This is a genomic window from Hallella multisaccharivorax DSM 17128, assembly GCF_000218235.1.
GTDB lineage: Bacteria > Bacteroidota > Bacteroidia > Bacteroidales > Bacteroidaceae > Prevotella > Prevotella multisaccharivorax.
The window spans coordinates 387,552-410,965 of the sequence record NZ_GL945017.1 but is presented as its reverse complement, the minus strand read 5'-3'; the positions used below and the strand labels follow the sequence as shown (position 1 = coordinate 410,965).

The window sequence follows — 23,414 nt, the reverse complement described above, 5'->3', positions numbered from 1 at the left end:
TGTTTCTTTCTTTTGATTACACGTTTTCTGTTTTCATTGATACTTAGAACGTTACGTTCAACCCTAAGACGAGCATCCTTGGCAGGGGATAACCGCCATAGTTGGAGGAGACTTCCGGTGAGAAGATGTTCGGTGCATCGCAGATATAGCCCAAGTTCTGGCCGGTCACGGAGAGTGTGCAGTTCTCTATGCCTACTTTGCTGACAATGAATTTAGGCAGGGAATAGGACAGTGTGACCTCGCGGAATGAGAGGTAGTCGCCGTCGTAGCAGAACAGGGTGCTGTAGCGGTCGTAGTTGCGTGCATTCAGCTGGTCGGCCCAGATGTAGATGGGGTACTTGGCGCTGGGGTTGTCTTCAGACCATGTATCCTTGACATTGGTAAGGGTATTGTAAGTTCCTTGCATGTTACCCATGATCCATGGTGTGCGGTAGTCGTAGGTCTTGAAACCGAGTGCGAAGTCCATGCGTGTAGAGAGGGAGAGGCCTTTCCATGAGACAGAGAGGTTCATTCCTCCTGTGTACTTAGGCACGGTGTTACCCACTTTCACACGGTCGTAGTTGTCGATGACACCGTCGCCATTGACATCCTTCCACTTGACGTCACCAGGCATGATGGCAAGTCCGCCTTTTGCCTTTCCGTATTCTGCATAGGCCTTCGGCCCGTAGAGCTCCTTGTTGGAGCCACCGTTGTTGGATGTGGATTCGTCGACGAGGTTACCCGGAATCTCATCGTAGCTCTTGTAGATTCCCTCGGCTACGAAGAGGTAAAGGTCGCCCGGCCGTTCACCTTCGGCATAACCACCGACATACTTCTTGTCATTGCCTTTGCCAGTATAGACATAGAAGCCGCCTTGACGGTTCTTCTCATTGCCGTTGTCCGGCAACTTGATGATCTTGTTGGTGTTGTAGGCAATATTGAAGTTGAAGTCAGCTCTCCAGTCCTTGGTGTTGAGGATGTGATAGTTCAGGTCAAACTCAAATCCACGGTTCCGCAGTGTACCGTTGTTGGAAGTGATGCTGGTGAATCCTGATGATGCCGGAATGGTGATGCTGGCATATTTGTCATAGGTGCGGCGGTCGTACCAAGTGAAGTTGGTCTGAATCTTGTTGTCCAGGAATCCTAAGTCGACACCGAGTTCGAAGGTGCGTGACGTCTCCCACGTCAGGTAAGGATTGGGGATATTGTTCAGATAGAAGCCTGTGGAACCGTTGTAGTTGGTTTGTGCATAGGCACCCTGAATGGTATAGTTGCCCACCCAGCTGGAGTTCACGTTTCCGTTTTTACCATAGGAAGTGCGCAGCTTGCCGAAGCTCAGCCAGTTGTTGTACTTTTCCATGAAAGGCTCTCGTGAGAATACCCAGCCTACGGAAGCTCCGGGGAAGGTGCCCCAACGGTTGTCCTTGCTCAGCTTCGAGATGCCGTCACGGCGGAGTGTGAAGCTTGCCAGATATTTGGAATCGTAGTCGTAATTGATACGGGCAAAATAAGACTCAGTGATGAATTTTGCATGCGAGGTATCAATAGATCGTGCTCCCTCGTCGGTTTTGGTGTACTGCAAGTCCCAGAAATAGTTGTTGTCAGGGTTATAGCCACTTGCTGAAAGTGACTGGTATTTCTGATTGAAATACTCCCAACCGAGCAGTGCGCTGATGCCGTGCTTGCCGAAAGTCTTGTTGTAGTTCAACAGGGCATTGTAGGTCTGTGTGAGCTGTTTGTTGCTCTCTGACGATGAATCGTGTTTCGAGTTGTAGCTTCCCGGTGAGGACAGATAAGTGTGATAGAAATCCTCGTAGGTATAGTATTCATAATACCAGTCACCCTTAAGATCAAGCGTGAGCCCGTCGTAGAGGTTGAAACGAAAGTCCTGAGAGAGCGTGAACTTTTGTCTGCTGTAGTCGTTCTGCCATGCATTTTCCAGGAACTTCTGGTTGCCGTCGCCTGAGTTCTTACCTAATAGCAGTTCTCCGTCTGCATTGTAAGCGCGGAAGGTTGGAGGATAAGAGAAGTTACGTGAGAAGTAGTCCTGCTCGCCGGTGAAGGGAGAAATGCCACGGTATTTAGTGGTTGAGAAATTGAGGTTGGAGAACGATGTGAGCCACTTCTTGATCGTATAGTCGGCGTTCAGCAGTCCGGAGAGACGACGGTTGTAGTTGTTGATGGCATTACCCTCACTCTTGTTGTAACCCATGCCTGCATAGTAGTGGCCCTTATCGTTGCCACCACTGTAGCTGAGATTATAGTCTTGAGAGAAAGACGGCGTATTGATGTTGAAGTCTTCCATGTGGTTATTGGCATAGATGAGGGTCTTTCCGGTGACGGGATCCGTCATGGTTTGCCATCCCTCGCCCTTTAATCGCATCTGTGTTTCAGCGTCGAGGTTGTCGTAGAGATACACTCCCCAAATGCCCTTTGAGGTCTTATTGCCGTCGGCATAAAAGTCGTTTCCGGTGCCGTAGGGCTGTGTGCCTGAGAGCGAATTGAGGTTGGTTGTGCCTTTCTCATTAGCGTATTGATAGGACCGGCGCTCATAAAAGAGGTAGTCGCCAGCATCGCAAAACTTGTATGGATTGTTGAAGTAGTTCCACGAGAGCTTAGTGTTGAGGTTGATTTTTCCCTCTCCGTTCTTTCCCTTCTTTGTTGTGATGAGAATGACGCCATTGTTGGCACGTGAGCCATAGATGGCGGTGGCGCCAGCATCTTTCATTACTTCCATTGACTCAATGTCGTTGGGGTTGATGTCGGTCATGTTACTTCGGATCATTCCGTCGACCACGATGAGAGGAGATCCGGAGCCGTCATAGTCGGTTCCGCCACGGAGCACGATGGTCGGAGAGGCATTTGGATTACCTGAATTCTGGATGACGCGCAGACCTGAAACGGTGCCGGAGAGTGCCTGCGAGGGATTGGAGAACATGCCTGTAGTTAAGTTCTCGTTCTTGACTTTGGAAATAGAGTTGGTTAGTTTGGAGCGGATGATAGAACCGCTGTAGCCGATGACGACGGTCTCGGAGAGCTCTTGGGCTGACGGTTTCATTTTAATGACCATGGTGCTTCCGTTGATAGAGACTACTTGGTCATAGTAGCCAAGATAGGACACTTTGAGTTGAACGGGTGTTTTCGCCACTGAGAGCGAGAACTGTCCGTTGAGATCGGTGACGGTACCGCTTTTGGTGTCCATGGTCTGGATGGTTACACCCACCAATGGCTCACCATTCTCCGCATCAACCACACTTCCGCCGATGGTCTTCTGGGCCATCACCGAAATGTATGCCAACGCGCTGCAAAGGATAACGAATAGTCTTTTCATACGACATTGATAGTTTTAGTTAAGCATTAAATTATTTAGATTTAGTTATAATGTATCATACCATGCAATTTTGTACTTATCTTATAATTCCGTTGCAAATATACGCCATGATTTTTACAAATGCAAATCATTCAGTTGAAATAATTAAGCCATTATGAATTGTTAACATAACTATTTTCTAAACTCTTTTGTTATAACGCTATTATTGCTTAAATTTGCAATCAGATTTATAAATATCATAACCTAATAGAATAGACATAATGAGGATATTCTACCTTTTCCTATTGCTTCTGTTGTCGCAGTGGGGGCAGGCTAAGAGCCGCATCAAAGTGGCTTGCATAGGTAATAGCATCACCTATGGGCTTGGCCTCCCCGACCGCGACACCCAGGCTTACCCCATAAGGTTACAGCAGCTGCTTGGCAAGAAGTATGAAGTGCGCAATTTTGGCCACTCCGGCTGCACACTGCTTCGTCGTGGGCATCACCCCTATGTGTCGGAACAGGAATACCGCGAGGCTGTGGACTATGCTGCTGACCTAATCATTATTCATTTAGGTGTGAACGATACGGATCCCCGCAACTGGCCTAACTTCCAAGATGAATTCAATCATGACTATACCCTTCTGATAGACAGCCTGCGACAGTACAACCCCAAGGCTCGAGTGTGGCTGTGCCTGATGTCCCCCCTTACGTTTCGCCACTGTCGCTTTCTCTCAGGTACACGTGACTGGCACGTGCAAATTCAGCAACACATCCGCGAAGTAGCGTCGAGCTGCCACACGGGTCTCATAGATCTCTTTACACCGTTATACGATCGCCCTGACCTTTTTGCCGATGCCGTCCATCCTAATGCCGAGGGTGCGGAAATCATTGCACGGACTGTCTATTCAGCGCTTACGGGTGATTATGGCGGTCTCCAACTCCCACCTTTATATACAGACGGAATGGTGTTGCAACGTGATGAGCCGGTCGTCTTCCAGGGTATGGCCAATAGCGGAGAGCGTGTTCGTGTGAATTTTCTTGGCAAAACCGTAGAGACGCGAGGCGATGACGACGGTCTGTGGCAGGCTGTTTTCCCTGCGCTCACAGCCGGCGGACCTTACTCTGTGACCTTTTCCACTCCCTCAAAACGACAAGAACTCCACGATGTATGGGTGGGTGACGTGTGGCTTTGCAGCGGACAGTCGAATATGGAGCTGCCCATTTCGGCGTGTCAAAGTGCTGTTAATGATGAAAACACGGCGTCCAGCCAGTGTTATCTGCATCTCTTCTCTATGCCATCACGCTTTAAAACATGGAAAGAACAGTGGTCGGCGCAAGGCTGCGACTCTGTCAATCGTCTCCAATTGCTGGACATGGGGCCCTGGAAAACACCCAATGCGTCCAGCATAGCCTCCTTTTCCGCGGTAGCTTATCATTTCGGTCGCGTGTTAGCCGACAGTCTTCAGGTGCCCGTCGGCATCATCTGCAATGCTGTAGGCGGCACTACAACCGAGTCGTGGATAGACCGCTGGACCTTGGAATGGGACTTCCCCGACATTCTCTCCGATTGGTATCACGGCGACTTTGGACAGCCATGGGCTCGCGAACGTGCCCTTTACAACGTGTCACATTCCAAAGCGAAATGGCCGCGCCATCCGTTTGAGCCGGCTTATATGTTCGAGGCCGGCATTCTGCCTTTACAGCATTACCCTGTCAAAGGTGTATGCTGGTATCAAGGAGAGTCGAATGCCCACAACATTGAGACGCATCAACGACTTTTTACTTTATTGGAGAAGAGTTGGCGTCGCTATTTCCATCGGGCGGACCTGCCTTTCTATATGGTTCAGCTCTCCAGTCTGGACCGGCCCTCGTGGCCCTATTTCCGCAATAGTCAGCGGCTGTTGGCTGACAGCTTGCCACATACTTATCTCATCGTGACGACTGATCTCGGCGACTCACTCAACGTCCACTACCCCCGTAAACAGCCTGTTGGTGAGCGCCTGGCATGGCAAGCCCTGCGCCATAGTTATGATCATGGCCTTGAGTCGGAAGGGCCAGTGTGTGTTGGAAAGACTCTTTTGGGCGATACCATCCGGCTTGATTTCTCTCATGCCAAAGGCCTCCATTCTGCCGGTGAGCGTCTCATCGGCTTCGATGTGGCGGGTGCCGATGGTATTTTCTATCAGGCAGAAGCGCGTGTGGAAGGTACGTCAGTGGTGGTCCACAGCTCTTTAGTACCGACTCCGCAGACCGTGAGATATGGCTGGCAGCCATTCACAAGAGCCAACTTGGTCAACGGTTGCGGTCTGCCTGCAAGCACTTTTAAACGATAAAACGTGGTATCAGGCAATGAGAAAACTACTGTCTCTATACTTCCTGCTCAGTGTAAGCCTCTCCGCAGTCTCCCAGTCGAAGGTCTCTCTCCGGTTGATGCGTGGCTTTCCATCGGCTGAGCAGGGCATCAGTCAAGGCGTCTCGGCGTGCTTTGCGGGACGTATCGGTCGGATGCTGCTTATGGCAGGCGGTTGTAATTTCCCTGGGAAGCCGGCGGCAGAGGGTGGCGAAAAGCGCTATTACCGTGGCATTTACGCTGCGCGCCTGAGCCGAAACGACACGCTGTGCTGGCACAAAGTGGGAGAGCTGCCTGTCGAGGCGGCCTACGGTGTGAGCGTCTCCGCCGATGACGGCATCGTGTGCGCGGGTGGTTGTAACAACCATGAGTCGCTCAACACAGTGCTGCGTATTCGTCTTAGGAAAGGTCGTGCGGTCATTGACACGCTGCCGTCGTTGCCCCATCCAATGGACAATTTCACAGGAGCCTTACAGGGTGGCCGGCTCTTTGTCAGGGGCAAGGATGGCCTGTACACTCTCAACCTGCGCCAGCTCTCGCATGGATGGACAAGAGAGCAGGCGGAGACAATGCGTCTGATGCAGCCAGTCAGTGGTTTCTCTCAAGGCAGATACTATGTCTGGGGCGGGTATGTGGCGAAGGATGGAAATCGTCCAGCTCTCCTCTTTTTGGACGGGAAGCGCTACGGACAGACCGAGGTCACAGTGCCTGCTCCGGTGAACAGCAAGGGTGAGAAAGTGTTTCTCGGAGGAGCTTGTGCTGTCAATATAGATGCCGATCGCGTCTTGGTGACAGGCGGTGTCAACAAGGACGTCTTTCTCCAGGCTCTCAACTCCCCACAGCCCGGCTACCTCTCTCACCCCGTGGCGTGGTATCGTTTCAATCCCGATATCTTTCTCTTCGAGCGTGGACGATGGCGAATGATAGGCAGCCATACGGTGACTGCGCGTGCCGGAGCCGTCATGGTGGCAGCTGGAAAACGGGTCTATCTCATCGGTGGAGAACTGAAGCCCGGCATACGCACGCCAGACATTTACCAAATCACCATTCATTGACCGTACACCTTATTATATATATGAACAAGAAAAAGATTTATCCCTGGGTGGTGGTCGCCCTGCTGTGGGTTGTGGCCCTGCTCAACTACATGGACCGGCAGATGCTCTCAACGATGCAGGAAGCCATGAAGGCCGATATTGTCGAACTGAATAAGGCAGAGGCTTTCGGTGCGTTGATGGCTGTATTTTTGTGGATTTACGGTCTCGTGAGTCCGTTAGCCGGTGTCTTTGCCGACCGTTTCAGCAAGAAGTGGCTCGTTGTCATCAGTCTTTTCGTGTGGTCGGGCGTGACCTTTCTGATGGGCTTTGCCACGAGTTTTAGCCAACTCTATGTGCTCCGCGCAGTGATGGGTATCAGCGAGGCCATCTATATTCCTTCCGCGTTGACGCTCATTGCCGATTGGCACACGGGCAAGTCGCGCTCGCTGGCCATTGGCATCCACATGACCGGATTATACACTGGGCAGGCCATTGGCGGCTTTGGGGCTACCGTTGCCGCTGCCTTCTCATGGGAGGAGACCTTTCATGGCTTTGGTCTGATAGGCATTGTCTATTCGATGATTCTCATCCTCTTCCTTCGTGACAACCCTGAACGTGAGTTGGAAAAGAAAGCCACGCCCTCCACAGACAAGGGCAAGCGGCAGGGACTGCGGGGCATGGGCATCGTACTGTCTACGTGGGCTTTCTGGGTTCTCCTCTTTTATTTCACCGCACCAAGCCTGCCCGGATGGGCTGTACGCAACTGGCTGCCGACACTTTTCGCCCAGGATCTTCAAATCCCCATGGCGAGTGCAGGTCCCGTCTCTACCATTACCATTGCCGTCTCCTCATTCTTAGGGGTCATCATTGGCGGCGTGCTCTCCGACCGTTGGGTACAGCGCAACATCCGCGGACGTATCTATACCAGTGCTATCGGCTTGGCACTCACCATCCCTGCCCTTGTCTTCCTGGGCTTTGGCCACAGCCTGACAGCCGTCGTCGGTGCGGGGGTGTGCTTCGGCGTGGGCTATGGCATGTTTGATGCCAACAACATGCCCATCCTCTGCCAGATCATCTCTGTGCGCTACCGTGCCACGGCCTACGGACTGATGAATATGACAGGCGTGTTTGCCGGTGCCCTTGTTACACAGGTCTTAGGGCGGTGGAGCGATGGCGGAGAGTTAGGCTTGGGCTTCGCCCTCTTGGGTGGCATTGTGGCCTTGGCTGTCATCTTACAGCTCGCCTGCCTGCGGCCTATCACCGACAACGTGGAGTAAGTGCTCTGCGCCTATGACGAAAATACATTGTTATTATCATAAATATTTATCCATGGAAAAGATTATCGGACTGATTGACGCTCCGTTTACCCCGTTCCACGCCAATGGCGACGTGAGCCTGGAACCCATCAGAGCCTATGCCGCCATGCTGGCAAAGAATGGCTTGAAAGGTGTGTTCATCAACGGCTCGTCAGGTGAAGGCTACATGCTCACCGTTGAGGAGCGCATGCAGTTGGCTGAGCGTTGGATGGAGGTTGCTCCCGAAGGTTTCAAGGTTATCGTGCATGTGGGCAGTTGTTGTCTGCGCGACAGTGTCCGTCTGGCGGCCCACGCACAGCAGATTGGCGCATGGGGCATTGGTTCCATGGCGCCTCCTTTCCCGCACATCGGCAGGATAGAGGAGCTGGTAGAATACTGCGAGACCATAGCCGCCGCAGCGCCTGAACTGCCGTTCTACTACTACCACATCCCTGCTTTCAATGGCGCTTACCTGCCCATGCTTGACTTACTGAAAGCTGTCGACGGCCGCATCCCTAACTTTGCGGGCATCAAATACACCTTCGAGAGCCTGTATGAGTACAATCAGTGCCGCCTCTACAAGAACAACAAGTACGATATGCTGCACGGACAAGATGAGACCATCCTGCCCTCACTGGCGCAGGGCGGCGCCAAAGGCGGCATCGGCGGCACGACCAATTACAACGGGCGGTGCCTCGTCTCCATTATCGACTATTGGAATAAAGGCGACCTCGAGAGTGCCCGTAAGGCGCAGAACTATGCGCAGGAGGTCATCAACGTCATCTGCCACTTCCGTGGCAACATCGTCGGTGGCAAGCGCATCATGAAGCTCCTCGGCTTCGATCTCGGCCCCAACCGCGTGCCCTTCCGCAACATGACCGACGAGGAGGAACAGCAGATGAAGCGGGAACTTGAGGCCATCGACTTCTTCAGCCACTGCAACATCTTCTGAGCAAGAGCGGCCCAAGGGTCGTCCATGCAATGCGTTTAATACAGGATGAGACTATGATTGCGAATCGTGAATTCGACTTTTCTGTCTCAGCCTACAGCGTGGCGTGCAGTCGTCGTTATGACTTAGTGCTGCTGCCGTGGGGCGCAACAGAGCCCCACAACCTGCATTTGCCTTATCTGACCGACTGCATTCTCTCGCATGACGTTGCCGTGGAGGCTGCTGTGAAGTTGATGTAGATTGAAAGCCTGTCTGTGCGTTTTTTGCTTTTTCGTGCTGCCTCTGCGGCGTAATGGCGATGCCTCTACGGCGTAAAGGCAGTGCCACGATGGCGTAAAGGGGGCTGGTGTAGATCGGAAACCGTGTTTTTTCCTGGCATAATGGATTGCGTTAAAATTATTATGTCTATCTTTGCACACAAAAGTAATATCGCTATCATGCAACAGATTATCAATCATTTCACCGACGACGACCTCTATAAGTTCTCCATGTGCTGCGCCGTCATCGATAATTATCCGCGGGCTCAAGTAAGATATACGTTTGTCGACCGCAACGATACTGCCTATCCTGCGGGCTTTGGCGACCTTGTCAAGGAGCAGATCAAGATGCTGGAGAACGTCGTCATCACCGATGAAGAGATTGATTTCATGCGGCGTAAGTGCTACTACATGCCCGAATGGTTCTTCACTTACCTGCGCGGTTTCCGTTACGATGCCCGCTGGACAAGGGTCAGTCAGGATGCAGAGGGGCATTTGCACATAGAGTTTGAGGGCGCGTGGAGTGACACCATCCTCTTGGAAGTGAAAGTGCTGGCTATTGTCTCGGAGCTTTACTACATGGTGACGGGCTTGAACAAGGACTTTGACTACGATGATTACTACCGCCGCACGTATGTCAAAGGAGAGAAGCTGCTGTCGGCCGGCTGCGTGTACAGCGACTTCGGCACGCGCCGACGCGCCTCGTTCAAAGCGGAGGATGTTATCGTCCGTGCCTTCCGCGACTGCCAGCAGAGCCGCGATGACTGGAAAGGACGCTTTGTAGGCACCAGCAATGTCTATTTAGCCATGAAATATGACCTTACGCCAGTAGGGACCATGGCACATGAGTTCATCTGCGCCATCGGCGGCATGTATGGCCCACAAATGGCCAACCACATTGCCATGAATGCTTGGAGGCATACCTTCAGTGGTGCGTTAGGCACCTACCTCTATGATTCTTTCGGATGGAATATCTTTTCACTTAACTTCTCTGAAGACTTTGCCAATCTCTTCAAAGGACTGCGGGTGGACAGCGGAGACAACCGTAAGGAGCTGAGAAAGATCGTAGCGAAATATCAATCACTGAACATTGACAGCCGAACCAAGCAGGTCATCTTTTCCAATGCGCTCACTACCGATGAGGCTATTGAGATTCAACAATATGCTTCGAGGTTTGTAATGCCCTCGTTCGGTATCGGCACTCATTTCACCAACGACTTTCCACATGTCGCCCCCATGAACACTGTCATCAAGCTTGTGGCTGCCAAGATTACGGAATCGTGGCCTTTCTACAATGACACCTGCAAGATCTCGGAAGACGACGGCAAGCATACGGGAAAGCCTGAAGTCATAGACCGTTTCATGAAGTCAATCCATTACGGGGAGTGCTGAGCATTGAATGTTGAGGATTGGTCATTGAGCGTTGAGAGGTGAGGGGGTGAGGATTGAGAGTTATGATTACAATAAGCGTAAGCGGAATGCGCTGAACTAATAAAAAAAGAAAGGGGTAAGGCTATGGTTTTAGCAAGGAAAAGGCCGGATATAGATATTTATGATCTGACCAAGGCCTTTGCTGTATGGATTATGCATCGCTACCAGTATTTATCAAGATTGATCACATAAATTACTTTTCCATTTTATATAAATTATTCTTCCATATTATCCCAAATCAGAAATGTATAGCTCTAAAGGTAATCATAACTCCCAATCCTCAATTCTCAACTCTCAACGTTCACCTCTCAACTCTCACCGCACGATGGCTCACATGTCATTGCTGATAGCCAATCTTATCTTTGGATTGGGAGTCCCTATCACTAAACTGCTCCTCGACAACTGGGTGTCGCCGTTGGCGTGGATGGCGACACGGTGCATTGGCGCAGCGGTTATTTTCTGGGCAGTCTCGCTGTTCATGCCAAAGGAGAAGGTGACGCCGCGCGATCTTTTCGTCATTATGATTGGTGGATTGATAGGTTTCCTTGTCTCGCAGACGTTCACGGCCTGGGCCATCGACTACAGCACACCGACCTATGTCTCGTTCATTGCCACGCTCACACCGGTGATGACCATGGCGTGTGCTGCGCTTTTTATCAGTGAACGCATCTCTAAGAAGGGGGTCGCAGGAGTAGTTATCGGCATCCTCGGAGCCATGCTCATGGTCGTAAAGAACTGGCAGAACGGTACAGGAAAGAACGATGTCATAGGCATTGGCTTCGCTTTGCTGAGCCTGCTGACATGGGCCGTCTATCTCATCATTACGCGCAGTGTGTCGGCACGTTACTCTGCCGTGACACAGATGAAGTGGATCTTTCTCGTGTCTTCTGTTGCCATCCTGCCGTTTTCCTGGGGCGACCTCGCCCATTCCACGCTCTACAGCCGTGCCTGGCAGTGGAGTGGGGTGCTGGAAATGGCATATATCGTGGTTCTGGCTACTGTGGTTGGTTTCTTCGCCATACCTTTTGCCTCTCGTTATCTCAAGGCCACGACAGTCAGCGTCTACACAAATCTGCAGCCTGTCGTAGCATCATTCGTGGCGATTGCTCTTGGTCAGGATGTGCTGACATGGGACAAACCTGTCGCCCTCATACTGGTATTGCTGAGCGCTTATCTCGTTAGTAATCACTCGGAGACGTCAGCGCAGTCATCGAAACACTAATGGTTATGATTAGCTGGCACAAATTCCACCCAGACATCCTTTAGAGTTACCGTCGGGCACGTGCCGTACGTTTCTCCGGCACGTGTCGTACGCTTCTCCGGCACGTGTCGTACGCTTCTTCGGCACGTGTCGTACGCTTTTCCGGCACGTGTCGTACGCTTCTCCGGCACGTGCCGAATCTTCCCTCGATGCGTCCAAATGGAAGACATTCGGGTTCTTTTCGACAGATCGACAGATCAAATGTTAAAATTAGGCAGTTTTCTTAAATTTTATTTTGCCAAATCATCCAATTAAGCTAATTTTGCAATCTAATCCCATAAGGATAACACGAGTTAAGAGTATAATATACTTTTATCCGTTTCCGCTCCCGAGGTATGCAGGGGGACAAGACAACAAGAGAGAATAAAGATAATATAATTTTTAAAAACAGAGAGTTTATGCTAAAAAGACTTACGATGCTTTTAGCCGGTCTGTTCCTGATGACGGGAGTGGCACTGGCGCAATCCACAGTCTCCGGAACCGTCATTGACGAGAACGGTGACCCTGTTATCGGGGCAGCGGTAAGAGTTCAAGGCACAAAGACCGGAACTGTTACTGATACGGACGGACATTTTTCTATCGTCGCTCCTGCTAACTCCAAGTTGGATATCAGCTATATCGGCATGAAAAACCAGACGGTGAAAGCCGGTCAGGGCATAAAGGTAACGATGATTGCCGACAACCGCACTCTTGACGATGTCGTTGTAGTAGCTTATGGTACGGCAAAGCGTCAGTCAATCACCGGTGCCGTAACTGCTATTGATGCAAAGGACATTGAGAAACACGTCTCTACCAATGCTCTTCAGGCGCTCGAAGGCAGTGCGCCGGGTATCCAGGTGAACAGCTCTTACGGTGAGCCGGGCTCGGAGCCGCAGATCCGTATCCGTGGTATCGGAACCATCAATGGTTCCAACGACCCGTTGTATGTCGTTGACGGTACTATCTACAACGGTAATATCTCGGACCTCAACCCCAACGATATCGCTTCCATGTCGGTGCTGAAGGATGCAGCCTCTGCAGCCCTCTACGGTAACCGTGCTGCCGGTGGTGTCATCATCATCACGACAAAGAGCGGTAAAGGAAACGAAAAACTGAACCTCACGCTCAACGTCAATCAGGGTTGGTCTTCACGTGGTATCAGCGAGTATGACCGCCTTTCCGCAAAGCCTTGGATGGAGTCTTACTGGCAGGCTTTGAAGCACAGCATGATGAGCGGAGCGAAGAATATGAGCGAGAGTAACGCAGCCGCCTATGCCTCTTCGCATGTCATCCGCGATGTCGTGCAGCGCAACATCTTCGATGCCGATGATGACAAGCTGTTTGACGCCAACGGCAACGTCACCGCCAACGTGCGTTCCGGATATGATGATCTCGACTGGGAAGACAATATCCAGCGTACAGGCAGCCGTCAGGACTATGGACTCTCCGGATCTTATTCCACCTCGAAGGCAAGCGTCTTCTCTTCTGTGGGTTACACCAAGGAGAACGGCTATGTGCTCGCTGCCGACTATAAGCGTTATACCGCACGGCTCAATGCCGACTACACGCCTAACAAATGGGTGCGAACGGGTGTGAACCTCGCGGGATCTGTCTCGAAGCGTCATGGAAACGAACAGGCCTACGGTTCTTATTATGCCAACCCCTTCTACGTTGCTCGTATGATGGCTCCGGTCTATCCGCTTTTCCTGCACAACAATGATGGCAGCTATGCCTTTGACGCGAATGGCAACAAGCAGTACGATACAACTTCGGGTTACCTTACCAACCGAAACATCGCCTACGAGCTGCGCAACGATGTGAATGAGTATCGCCGCAACACCATTGACGCTACGGCTTACTTCACGCTCAACCTGCCCTACGACTTCAGTCTGACAGCACGCGGCAACATGAACAACCGTACGAACAACCGCATGCAATACAACAACCCCAACATCGGCGACGGTGCTACCAACAACGGCCGTCTGACACAGTACGACTATGAGTATGAGGACTATACCATGCAGGAGTTCCTCAACTGGACGCATGAGTACGGTAAGCATCATGTGGACGCCATGCTCGGACATGAGAACAACTCCAGCAAGATGCGCCTGAGCAATGGTATGAACACCAATGCTGCTGCTGACGGCATTCTCGTTATGAGTAACTTCCTCACAAACTCGTACCTGAACGGTTACAACTCCGACTACAAGACAGAGTCTTATATGGCACGCGTGCGCTACAACTACGATGAGAAATATTTCTTTGATGCTTCATGGCGTCGAGACGGCAGTTCTCGCTTCAGTCCCGATAACCGTTGGGGTGACTTCTTCTCGTTCGGTGGTAACTGGAACGTCAAGAAGGAAGACTTCATGGAGAATATCGATTGGGTCAACGACCTCCGCTTCCGTGCTTCTTACGGCGAGGTGGGCAATGATGCCGGTGTGGGGCTCTACGCTTATCAGTCTCTTTACTATATCGACAAGAATGGCGGTAACGCTGCGTTCCTGAAACAGAGCCTTGCTGCTCCTGACATAAAATGGGAGACAGCACAGACCATTGATGTGGCATTGGAGGGTCGTCTCTTCGACCGTCTCAACTTCACGGTGGGCTATTTCAACCGTCGCAATAAGGACTTGCTCTTCCCCGTGCGTCTGCCTTACTCTGCAGGTGCGTTCTCTTACAATGATCAGTCAAGCAACCTCACGGTCTACAAGAACATCGGCACCATCCGCAATCAGGGTCTTGAGCTCTCTGCTGACGTGGATATTCTCAAGAGCAGAGGTTTCCGCTGGAATGCCGGTCTTGATGCTACCTTCAACGGCAACAAGATCATCAAGCTGCCTGGCGGCAACAAAATTCTGTCTGGCATGCAGAATTATGCTGAGGGCCGTTCTATCTATGATTTCTATACCTATCATTTCGTTGGTGTAGACCAGATGACCGGTAACTCTCTTTATACGCTCGACACCTCCAAGAAAGATGCTGCGAAGAATGCGGGGGAGCTCGTGACGATCAACGGTACCGATTATACCACCGATACGACCTACGGTCTTCGTGATTATCACGACCATGCTGACCCGACTGTGTATGGTTCTTTCCACACTAATTTCTCGTGGAAAGGGCTGAGCCTCTCGATGCTGTTCACCTATTCACTCGGTGGCAAGATCTATGATGGCATTTATGCCGATCTGATGTCTGTGCCTTCAGCTACTAATGGTGCAGCTCTGCATGCTGATGTTGCCAATGCCTGGAAAACCGTACCCAAGGGGATGACAGAGTCTTCTTCCGACCGTATTGATGCCCATGGCGTGCCACGTCTCGACTTCAACCGCGACACACAGCTCAATGCTACGAGTGACCGCTGGCTGACCAATGCTTCTTACCTTGTGTTCAAGAACCTCAGCCTCACCTATGACCTTCCGAAGAATTGGCTCAACTGCTTTGCAGGTGCCATCGACGGCGTACAGGTCAAGTTCAGTGCCGAGAACCTCTTCACGCTTTCTGCACGTAAGGGTCTGAATCCACAGTATCTTAACACCAACCTTGGTAACAATTCGGAGAACATCGGATCCGTGCAGACTACTTATGTCACCTCTCGTGTGTTCAACATCGGTCTGGCGGTTAACTTCTAATATAAGGAATCAATAACATGAAAAATATCAATATCATCATAGCCGGTTGCCTCGTGTTTGGTGCGGGCATACTGGCCTCCTGCGGCAGCGACTATCTGAACACTACTCCGACAAAGTCGATAGGTACTGGTACTGCCATAGGAACAGCCAAGAATGCCTATAAGGCACTCAACGGTATCGCAAAAACGATGTCCACCCAGCAGTATGCTTATAGCCAAGGTTGTGCCGGCGAGAACCGCGTCATCTCCCTCTACGAGAACTATTGTTCGCAAAACTATCTCTATAATGCATATGCATCGGGATGGGCTCCAATCATGAATCTCCAGTACTCGCAGCGCAACAACACGTCATACTCGCAATACGCGTACAACTACTATTACAACATTATCGGGCAGGCAAACACTATTATCGCGAATATCGATAAGGCTACGGGTGAAGAGGGGCTGAAGAATTTCGACAAGGCCGCTGCTCTTACCTTCCGTGCCTATGCCTACGAGAAGCTCCTCCACTATTATGCTCCGCGCTGGCAGGATAGCAACAACGGTGCCAAGAAAGTGCTGCCCTTGCGTATCGACGAGTCGACGGGCGACCTCGCACCTGCTTCGATGGCCGATACTTATGCGCAGATCTACAAAGACTGCGAGGAGGCTATCTCTCTCTTCGAAAAGAGCGGTTATCAGCGCAGCACTTCCGATATCTGGATTCCGAATGTGAACGCCGCCCATGCCGTCTATGCCCGTGCAGCGCTCACCCGTCAGGACTATAAGACAGCGCTGACACAGGCTGTTGCTGCCCGTGAAGGCTATCCTCTGATGAGTAATGCCGATTATCAGGCCGGTTTCTGCAAGCCTACTTCCGAGTGGATTATGGGAAGCTATGGTGACGCCTCTGAACAACTCTGGTACTGGAGCTATGGCACACAGTTCTCTGCCAATGGATATATTGCTTCCAGCACATGGTATGGAGGTGGACAGATGAATGATGCGCTGAGCCGTCAGATCCCCAACACCGACATCAGAAAGCACCTCTTCCTCACACAGGACAAGATTGGATGGAGCGACGATGAAAACACGGTGTATCTCAATTATGACGATACCAATTCTGCCACGCTGGAAGCTTACAACAAGGCTATCAGCTATATGGACAGCATTCACAAGGCATACACAAGTTCATACGCTACACCTTACCTGACAGCGCATCCCTCAGCAGGCAAAGACTTCTTAGGTCGTCTGCCTATGGGTTCACAGTGGAAGTTCTTCGTGTTCGACACTCCCGGTGTGGGCTATATTCCCTTTATCCGTTCTTCGGAGATGCTGCTCATTGAGGCTGAGGCTAACTACTTCCTCGGCAACGCTGCTGATGCGCAGGCCAACCTCGTAGAGCTGAATGCCAAGAGCGGTCGTGATCCTGAATACACGTGCACCAAGACCGGTGACGACCTCTTCGCGGAGATCCGCAAGTATCGTGAGCTCGAGCTCTGGGGCGAGGGCTTCGGCTACAGCGATCTCAAGCGCTGGAATCTGCCGCTCGACCGTACAACAGGCAACAACGTGCCAAGCTACACGAAAGTGAAAGTAGAAGCTAACAATGCTAACTGGGTATGGGCTACACCACAGCACGAGACCGACTACAACCACGGCTTCGACAATTCGGCAAGTCCAACAGGTGAATAGGCAATCCTTATAATCACTATACTTAAAAGCACAGCCCCATGCAGGTTGTGCTTTTTCTTTTGGTTTTAAGGATGAGAATTGATAAATGGACTGAAAGGAAACAATAGCACAACGAGACTTGATTCCTTTTCACCCTCTCTGTTGTTGACCCTCACAAGAGAAAACCGCAAGGGGGTTCTCTCCTACTATTTCAAAGACTTGAACTTCCATGATAATAGCAATTGTGAAATAACTCACGGGCTGTGACAAGAACTTTTGGATGCTTACGCCACAAATATAAAATACGACAATGAGATAATAAGCGATGAGTGGTAGAATGGTTTGGCAGACGTCGCCAAACGTCCTCTTTTCAGTCCTTTATCTTCTGCTCCCTGCATCACGCTGATAGTATCACGGAAATGACGGAGCGCAGCATCATATTTGATGCGTTCCTCTTTACTCATATTGCTGACCTCGCCTATCTCCGCAAGTCTACGGAAAACAGAGTTCTTTGCTGCCCAAGGCATTCTATCTAATACTTCCATATTCTTGCATAAGCAACGTTAGCGAGTATCTATCCCTTAGTCCGTTTAGTATTTTCGTAGAAGTGCAGGTCCAAAGCAGTATTACAATTTATCAATCTCTTCTTCAGAAAGATTGGTAAACTGTTGGATCTGCTGAATGGATAATCCACCCTGTTTCATCTTGCGTGCTGTCTCAAGGATACCTTCAGCACGTCCTTCAGCACGTCCTTCAGCACGTCCTTCAGCACGTCCTTCAGCACGTCCTTCAGCACGTCCTCTTTTTAGTCCTTTATCTTCTGCTCCCTGCATCACGCTGATAGTATCACGGAAATGACGGAGCGCAGCATCATATTTGATGCGTTCCTCTTTACTCATATTGCTGACCTCGCCTATCTCCGCAAGTCTACGGAAAACAGAGTTCTTTGCTGCCCAAGGCATTCTATCTAATACTTCCATATTCTTCAATACAAAAATCCAACGTTCAAAATCATTCTCACATTCATTTGCCTCTTTATTAAAGGCGGGTAACTGTAGGAAGATAAACCGCTCTTTATCTGAGAATATCTTGCCAGTCTGTCTATTGGTTAACACAACATCTGTCCTGAAGTTTTCTCCCAGACCTTCCATGTGAAAGTTGACGAAGGCTATCATATAGACGGCATCGATACGGTATTTCCAGTACGCACCTTTCTCCCCTTGTCTTGATACTGCTTGCGAGTAGTAATACAGGCATCTGTCGACAAAGTTGGGTTGCTCTTTGTTCTGCATCTCCACAATGATTCGTTCGCCTGTGTCTGTCTTACAATAGATATCATAGATCAGCGATCTGTCTTCATGATATTCAGCAGGCTGCTCCTTGTCCAGAAAAGTTAAATCGGTAATGACTCTCTCTGATTTGAGCAAGTTGTTGAGGAAATCCAGAAGTAGTGACTTCGACATTTCCTGACCGAAGATTCTTTTGAAACCGATATCTGTAAAAGGATTAATAAACTTGCTCATAGCATCTTCTTTTGTTGCAATAGCAAAGATAGGTTATATTCTTTAAACACGCAAGAAAAATGGCTTTTTTTATGATTTCTTTTCATCATATTCTTTGTCATGAGACAACGCTGAGGGCTACGTCATAGTCAGGTTGTTAATGGGTTATCGCTGTAGCCGTTTGCGCTCGATTCTCGTAAGCCTATTAAGACCGGCGCGAATTTCTCGTTGAAGAAGCGGTGTGTAAAATAGAAGAGTGGAAGAAAGCGGTAAGATTATAATTCTTTGATGATGGTTTTCTTCAATGTATTTCGTACCTTTCTTCTAAAAAAAACATTTTTATTTATCCAACCGGTGTATAATTGGAAAATTTTATGTAAGTTTGCAATCAATAACGTTATTGCGTACTTTGCGTAACGGGAAAAGCGTAATGATGGTAAAGACTAAGCTCAACAACCCATTTGTGGTCTACGGGTATAAAGGATCTGAGTATTTTTGTGACCGTGAGGCGGAGACGGATAAGCTGATGTCTACGCTTCACGGAGAGCGGAATGTGACACTCATTGCTCCGCGCCGTATGGGAAAGACGGGGCTGATACAGCATGTGTTCAATCGATTTGCTGCTGCTGATAAGGGTATCAAGTGTTTCTATATAGACATTTTTGCTACAAAGAACTTAGAGCAGTTTGTCCAACTGCTTGCCAATGAAATTATTGGTAAGTTGGATACTGTCTCTCAAGCAGCTTTACGCAATGTTCAGGCTTTCTTTAGTAGTTTTCGTCCTACGATGACATTAGATGAATTGACGGGAGTACCGACATTTTCTTTGAACATTCAGCCGACAGAGCGTGAAGCAAGCCTGAAACGGATCTTCGAATATCTGAAGGTATCGGGCAGACGTTGTTATGTTGCCATCGATGAGTTTCAGCAGATCCTCTCTTATCCCGAGAAAGGTACTGAGGCTCTGATCCGCTCTTATATTCAGTTTCTTCCGAATGTCTATTTCATCTTCTCAGGAAGCCGTCAGCACATGATGGAGGAGATGTTTCTTTCCGCTAATCGTCCTTTCTTCCAGAGTTCGATGGTCATGGCTTTGCAGCCTATTGATGAGGCTAAGTATCTGACCTTTGCTAATGAAATGCTGCGTCAGGACGCACGCATGATTGATGCCGACACATTCCACTATATTTATAATGCATCAGAAGGCATCACCTGGTATATCCAGTCGATACTTCACGGTATTTTCGATCATCATAACGCTCGAATAGATAAGGCGCTTGTTGATGAAGTCATCCAAGAAATCATAGGAGAACAGACAGCGACTTATCAAAACTATTTAGCGTGGTTAACGGAGAATCAGCAGAAGCTCCTCAGTGCCATTGCCTCTGAAAAGAGGGTCGATGCTCCTCTGAGTCAGGAGTTTATCCGGACGTACCATTTGCCGGCTCCGAGCAGTGTTAAGACCGCCTTGAATGCGCTTGCCGATAAGCAACTCATCTTGCACACGCCGAAAGGGTGTAGTGTCGCTGACCTTTTCTTTGCCCTATGGCTTAGGAGTTTATAATCTCTATTTGTAATGGAAGAAGTACTCATGAAGCAGCTGCGCAGTCTTTGGCACTATCATCTCATTGCCATCCTCGTGGTACTCACTTGGGGTGTGACGTTTGTCAACTCCAAGGTGCTGCTCAATCATGGCTTGGAGGCACACGAGATATTCACGCTACGCTTCCTGTTGGCTTACGTCTGCATGTGGATATTCTTTCCCCGTCAGTTCTTTGCGGGCTCGTGGAAGGACGAGGGACTGATGGCTTTGCTGGGAATCACAGGTGGTTCACTGTACTTCGTGACCGAGAATATGGCGGTGAAGATAGGCTATGTCAACAACGTGTCGTTCATTGTATGCTCGGCTCCCCTGCTCTCCATGCTGTTGGCCCTTGCCGTCTTTCGTGATGTGAAGGCCACGCGGCGACTTGTGGGCGGCAGTTTGCTGTCGGTCTTTGGCATCGCGCTGGTCATCTTCAACGGTCAGATCATCTTGAAGCTTAATCCTCTTGGCGATGCCCTCGCGCTCACAGCGTCTTTCTGTTGGGCCGTCTATACGCTCTTGTTGAAGAAGCTCAGCCATTACGGCAGTGCCTTTATCACGCGCAAGGTCTTCTTCTATGGTCTGTTGACGGTTCTGCCTTGGTATCTGTTATGGCCCAGGAGTTTCCCTTTGCAGGGTCTCCTTCAACCCGAAGTGCTTGGCAATCTGCTTTTCTTAGGTGTCATCGCGAGTTTTGTTTGCTTTGCCTTGTGGAGCTGGGTGAGCCAGAAAGCTGGAGCTTTGGCCGTGAGCAACTATGTCTATCTCAACCCCGTCTCCACGGTAGTGGCCAGTGCGGTGGTACTTGGAGAGCGTCTCACGTGGATGGCAGCCGTGGGCAGCGCGATGATTCTCTTAGGGCTGTATGTTGCCAACGGAAAGTCGAGTGCCTCTTCTCGATCCTCCACAGTGAATGAGAGATAATGTGCTTATTGACTAATTATTACCTTTAAACATATGCGTCTAAGATCTTGGAAACAATTGTTGTTTCTCGTTTCTTTTCTTTTGTTGTCCGTGTCCACCGCCTTTTCAGTTCCTGCCAGGCGGGGTATCTTTCAGACGATCGTTCTGAGCGACGGCACACATGTCAGTGTGGAGCTTTCCGGTGACGAGAAAGTCCATTGGTGGCAATCGGAAGAAGGTGAGCGGTATGTGGCCGACGCCTCGGGTAAATGGCAGAAGACCACTCCTGTAGAGATGGCGTTGAGAGCAAGACAGCGTGCAGCCGCCCGCCAGCGCATTGCTACCAAGCAGCGTTCGGATGCTAGAGAGTTGCCCTTCAGGACTCTCGGACACGGTGCTCCTGCTTTTGTGGGCATCAGACGGGCGCTGATCATTCTGGTGGAGTTTGCTGATTTGAAGTTCGACCAAAGCACTTTCGGCAACACCAGGACGCTTTTCAACCGTATTGCTAATGAGCAAGGATACAGCGAGCATGGCTTCAAAGGCTCTGTCAGCGATTATTTCAAGGAGCAGAGTGGTGGGGTCTTTAACCTTGTTTTTGATGTGGCAGGCCCTGTGACGCTCTCGCATGGTTATTCATACTATGGACAAAACGATGCTGACGGCGTGGATATGCATGCCTTTGATATGGTTAGGGAAGCGTGCAAGGCTGTGAACGACAGCGTGGACTTCTCCGACTACGACTGGAACCACGATGGAGAGGTAGAAGAAGTGTTTGTAGTGTTTGCGGGAAAAGGTGAGAACGATGCGAAGGATAGTAATTATATTTGGCCGCACATGGATCATTTGAGCTACGACAGCACCGGTGCGATCACTCTTGACGGTGTGAAGATCGATACCTATGCGTGTGCGTCGGAGCTGGGCTATAGGGGACAACTCTCGGGAATAGGTATTTTCTGCCACGAGTTCTCCCACTGCATGGGTTTCCCCGATATGTATGACACGTCAAGTGGCGGTACTAATTTCGGCATGGGCTCGTGGGATCTGATGGCACGAGGCTGCTACAATGGTGATGAGTTTACGCCGGCTGGATACTCCGGCTATGAAAAAATGGTGTGCGGATGGACGCAGCCCGTGGAGCTCGACAGCGATACGGATGTGACTGACATGAAGCCTTTGTCGGAGGGTGGACAAACCTATATCGTCTACAATAAAGGCAACCGCAACGAATACTATATTCTTGAGAACCGGCAGCGGAAGCACTTTGACAAGGCACTCCCAGGCGCAGGATTGCTCATTGAACATATCGATTACGATAAGGATATATGGTATTGGAATGTGGTGAATTCCACACGAGGGGAGTATTATGTGGGCGCTTCACAGGTGCCTTCCTATAATGACCACGAGTGCGTCTCTCTCTTCCATGCCGACAATCAGAAATCGGACTATCACGTTGCCTATCCCTATAAGGATCTCGATAGCCTGACCGACAGCTCACTGCCTGCCGCAGCCTTGTGGAATGCCAATACAGATAGTACTTACCTTATGCATGTTGCCATTGAGAATATCAAACAGAATGCCGACAGCACTATGGCTTTCTCTTTTGTACGGAAGACGGCAACGGGACAGGATGAGAAACAAAACGGCATTCTCTTCAGAGAGACCTTTGACCAATGCAAAGGCACAGGCGGCAATGACGGGAGGTTTAGTGGCATCATCGCTTCCAGTCTTTTCAATCCGGATAATAATGGCTGGGATATGGGGGCTCCCTTTATCGACGACTGCCGTTACGGCGCCAGTCAGTGCGCGCGGTTTGGTAAAGGAAACCAGATATCGTCTGGATATGTGCGGTCTCCAACCTTCACATTGCCTTCCGACACCGTTACGCTCACTTTCCGCGCGGCTTGTTGGAACGCGTCGGCTGATGGCACTAATTTGGGCGTCAGTGTAGAAGGAAATAACACGACGTTGATTGATAGTGGACTTCTTACGATGAAGCGAGGCGAGTGGACTACCTACAACCTGCGTATCAAGGGCTCAGGACGGTGCCGTATAGCGTTCATCCCTGACCGGAGGTTCTTCTTAGACGACGTCGTGGTGAAGTGGAAAGCCAACAAATCTACCGGCACAGACATCCGACACACTGAAGTTGTTACTCCGTCAGGCCGTCAGGCCATCTATTCGCTTGACGGCAGGCGTGTGGGCGATGACCTCCAGCGGCTGTCCAGCGGCAGCATTTATATCGTTGGCGGAAAGAAGGTCTTGAAGTAGGAAAACGGCCATTTGCTGTGG

14 protein-coding genes and 1 pseudogene are annotated in these 23,414 nt (G+C 50.2%); 12 read left to right on the top strand and 3 right to left on the bottom strand.

All coding sequences use genetic code 11. The annotated features are described in order from the left end of the window. Nucleotides 1-43: 43 nt before the first annotated feature. Entirely contained in the window at nt 44-3,310 is a 3,267-nt protein-coding gene (locus PREMU_RS02170) for a SusC/RagA family TonB-linked outer membrane protein (protein ID WP_007572788.1), read from the bottom strand. A 260-nt stretch (nt 3,311-3,570) separates the two neighbouring features. Between PREMU_RS02170 and PREMU_RS02165 the strand changes: the two genes are divergently transcribed. The 9 genes and pseudogenes from PREMU_RS02165 (at nt 3,571) to PREMU_RS02125 (ending at nt 17,153) form a co-directional block, all read left to right on the top strand. Beyond that, complete coding sequence (locus tag PREMU_RS02165; protein ID WP_007572787.1) at nt 3,571-5,625, top strand: GDSL-type esterase/lipase family protein; 2,055 nt, start codon at nt 3,571-3,573, stop codon at nt 5,623-5,625. Between the two features lie 16 nt (nt 5,626-5,641). Continuing rightward, entirely contained in the window at nt 5,642-6,697 is a 1,056-nt protein-coding gene (locus tag PREMU_RS02160; RefSeq protein WP_007572786.1) for a cyclically-permuted mutarotase family protein, read from the top strand. A gap of 20 nt (nt 6,698-6,717) precedes the next feature. Then, a complete protein-coding gene (locus PREMU_RS02155; RefSeq protein WP_007572785.1) occupies nt 6,718-7,953 on the top strand; it encodes an MFS transporter in 1,236 nt (411 codons plus the stop codon). Between the two features lie 52 nt (nt 7,954-8,005). Beyond that, on the top strand, nt 8,006-8,923 hold the full coding sequence (locus tag PREMU_RS02150) for a dihydrodipicolinate synthase family protein (protein ID WP_007572784.1): 918 nt from the start codon (nt 8,006-8,008) through the stop codon (nt 8,921-8,923). 53 nt (nt 8,924-8,976) lie between these two features. Then, nucleotides 8,977-9,144: pseudogene (locus PREMU_RS02145) on the top strand (creatininase family protein); the annotation flags it as partial. Nucleotides 9,145-9,357: 213 nt separating this feature from the next. Next, nucleotides 9,358-10,569, top strand: coding sequence for a nicotinate phosphoribosyltransferase (gene pncB / locus PREMU_RS02140; protein WP_040558546.1), 1,212 nt, complete (start codon nt 9,358-9,360; stop codon nt 10,567-10,569). A 283-nt stretch (nt 10,570-10,852) separates the two neighbouring features. Continuing rightward, a complete protein-coding gene (locus tag PREMU_RS02135; protein WP_007572777.1) occupies nt 10,853-11,830 on the top strand; it encodes a DMT family transporter in 978 nt (325 codons plus the stop codon). 437 nt (nt 11,831-12,267) lie between these two features. Further along, complete coding sequence (locus tag PREMU_RS02130) at nt 12,268-15,480, top strand: SusC/RagA family TonB-linked outer membrane protein (protein WP_007572775.1); 3,213 nt, start codon at nt 12,268-12,270, stop codon at nt 15,478-15,480. Between the two features lie 17 nt (nt 15,481-15,497). Beyond that, entirely contained in the window at nt 15,498-17,153 is a 1,656-nt protein-coding gene (locus tag PREMU_RS02125) for a RagB/SusD family nutrient uptake outer membrane protein (protein WP_007572773.1), read from the top strand. Between the two features lie 263 nt (nt 17,154-17,416). Here the strand turns inward: PREMU_RS02125 and PREMU_RS02120 are convergent, their stop codons facing one another. Both PREMU_RS02120 and PREMU_RS02115 read right to left on the bottom strand, forming a co-directional pair. Beyond that, nucleotides 17,417-17,677: a hypothetical protein gene (locus tag PREMU_RS02120; protein ID WP_007572771.1), complete on the bottom strand. Its 261-nt coding sequence runs from the start codon at nt 17,675-17,677 to the stop codon at nt 17,417-17,419. Between the two features lie 81 nt (nt 17,678-17,758). Further along, entirely contained in the window at nt 17,759-18,655 is an 897-nt protein-coding gene (locus PREMU_RS02115; RefSeq protein ID WP_007572769.1) for an Rpn family recombination-promoting nuclease/putative transposase, read from the bottom strand. A gap of 409 nt (nt 18,656-19,064) precedes the next feature. Here PREMU_RS02115 and PREMU_RS02110 point away from each other — a divergent pair, with 409 nt between their 5' ends. From PREMU_RS02110 to PREMU_RS02100, 3 genes are read left to right on the top strand one after another with little or no spacing between them, the layout of a single operon-like run. Then, a complete protein-coding gene (locus tag PREMU_RS02110; protein ID WP_040557942.1) occupies nt 19,065-20,198 on the top strand; it encodes an AAA family ATPase in 1,134 nt (377 codons plus the stop codon). A 12-nt stretch (nt 20,199-20,210) separates the two neighbouring features. Beyond that, entirely contained in the window at nt 20,211-21,143 is a 933-nt protein-coding gene (locus PREMU_RS02105) for a DMT family transporter (RefSeq protein WP_007572767.1), read from the top strand. 33 nt (nt 21,144-21,176) lie between these two features. Then, nucleotides 21,177-23,393, top strand: coding sequence for a M6 family metalloprotease domain-containing protein (locus tag PREMU_RS02100; RefSeq protein WP_007572766.1), 2,217 nt, complete (start codon nt 21,177-21,179; stop codon nt 23,391-23,393). The last annotated feature ends 21 nt before the right edge of the window (nt 23,394-23,414 follow it).

What these genes read in the sequence shown, in the direction of transcription:
- PREMU_RS02165 (WP_007572787.1), top strand. Translation starts at nt 3,571, where the DNA reads ATGAGGATATTCTACCTTTTCCTATTGCTTCTGTTGTCGCAGTGGGGG.
- PREMU_RS02130 (WP_007572775.1), top strand. Translation starts at nt 12,268, where the DNA reads ATGCTAAAAAGACTTACGATGCTTTTAGCCGGTCTGTTCCTGATGACG.
- PREMU_RS02100 (WP_007572766.1), top strand. Translation starts at nt 21,177, where the DNA reads ATGCGTCTAAGATCTTGGAAACAATTGTTGTTTCTCGTTTCTTTTCTT.
- PREMU_RS02155 (WP_007572785.1), top strand. Translation starts at nt 6,718, where the DNA reads ATGAACAAGAAAAAGATTTATCCCTGGGTGGTGGTCGCCCTGCTGTGG.
- PREMU_RS02105 (WP_007572767.1), top strand. Translation starts at nt 20,211, where the DNA reads ATGGAAGAAGTACTCATGAAGCAGCTGCGCAGTCTTTGGCACTATCAT.
- PREMU_RS02110 (WP_040557942.1), top strand. Translation starts at nt 19,065, where the DNA reads ATGATGGTAAAGACTAAGCTCAACAACCCATTTGTGGTCTACGGGTAT.
- PREMU_RS02170 (WP_007572788.1), bottom strand. Translation starts at nt 3,310, where the DNA reads ATGAAAAGACTATTCGTTATCCTTTGCAGCGCGTTGGCATACATTTCG.
- PREMU_RS02135 (WP_007572777.1), top strand. Translation starts at nt 10,853, where the DNA reads ATGTATAGCTCTAAAGGTAATCATAACTCCCAATCCTCAATTCTCAAC.
- PREMU_RS02115 (WP_007572769.1), bottom strand. Translation starts at nt 18,655, where the DNA reads ATGAGCAAGTTTATTAATCCTTTTACAGATATCGGTTTCAAAAGAATC.
- pncB (WP_040558546.1), top strand. Translation starts at nt 9,358, where the DNA reads ATGCAACAGATTATCAATCATTTCACCGACGACGACCTCTATAAGTTC.
- PREMU_RS02120 (WP_007572771.1), bottom strand. Translation starts at nt 17,677, where the DNA reads ATGGAAGTATTAGATAGAATGCCTTGGGCAGCAAAGAACTCTGTTTTC.
- PREMU_RS02160 (WP_007572786.1), top strand. Translation starts at nt 5,642, where the DNA reads ATGAGAAAACTACTGTCTCTATACTTCCTGCTCAGTGTAAGCCTCTCC.
- PREMU_RS02125 (WP_007572773.1), top strand. Translation starts at nt 15,498, where the DNA reads ATGAAAAATATCAATATCATCATAGCCGGTTGCCTCGTGTTTGGTGCG.
- PREMU_RS02150 (WP_007572784.1), top strand. Translation starts at nt 8,006, where the DNA reads ATGGAAAAGATTATCGGACTGATTGACGCTCCGTTTACCCCGTTCCAC.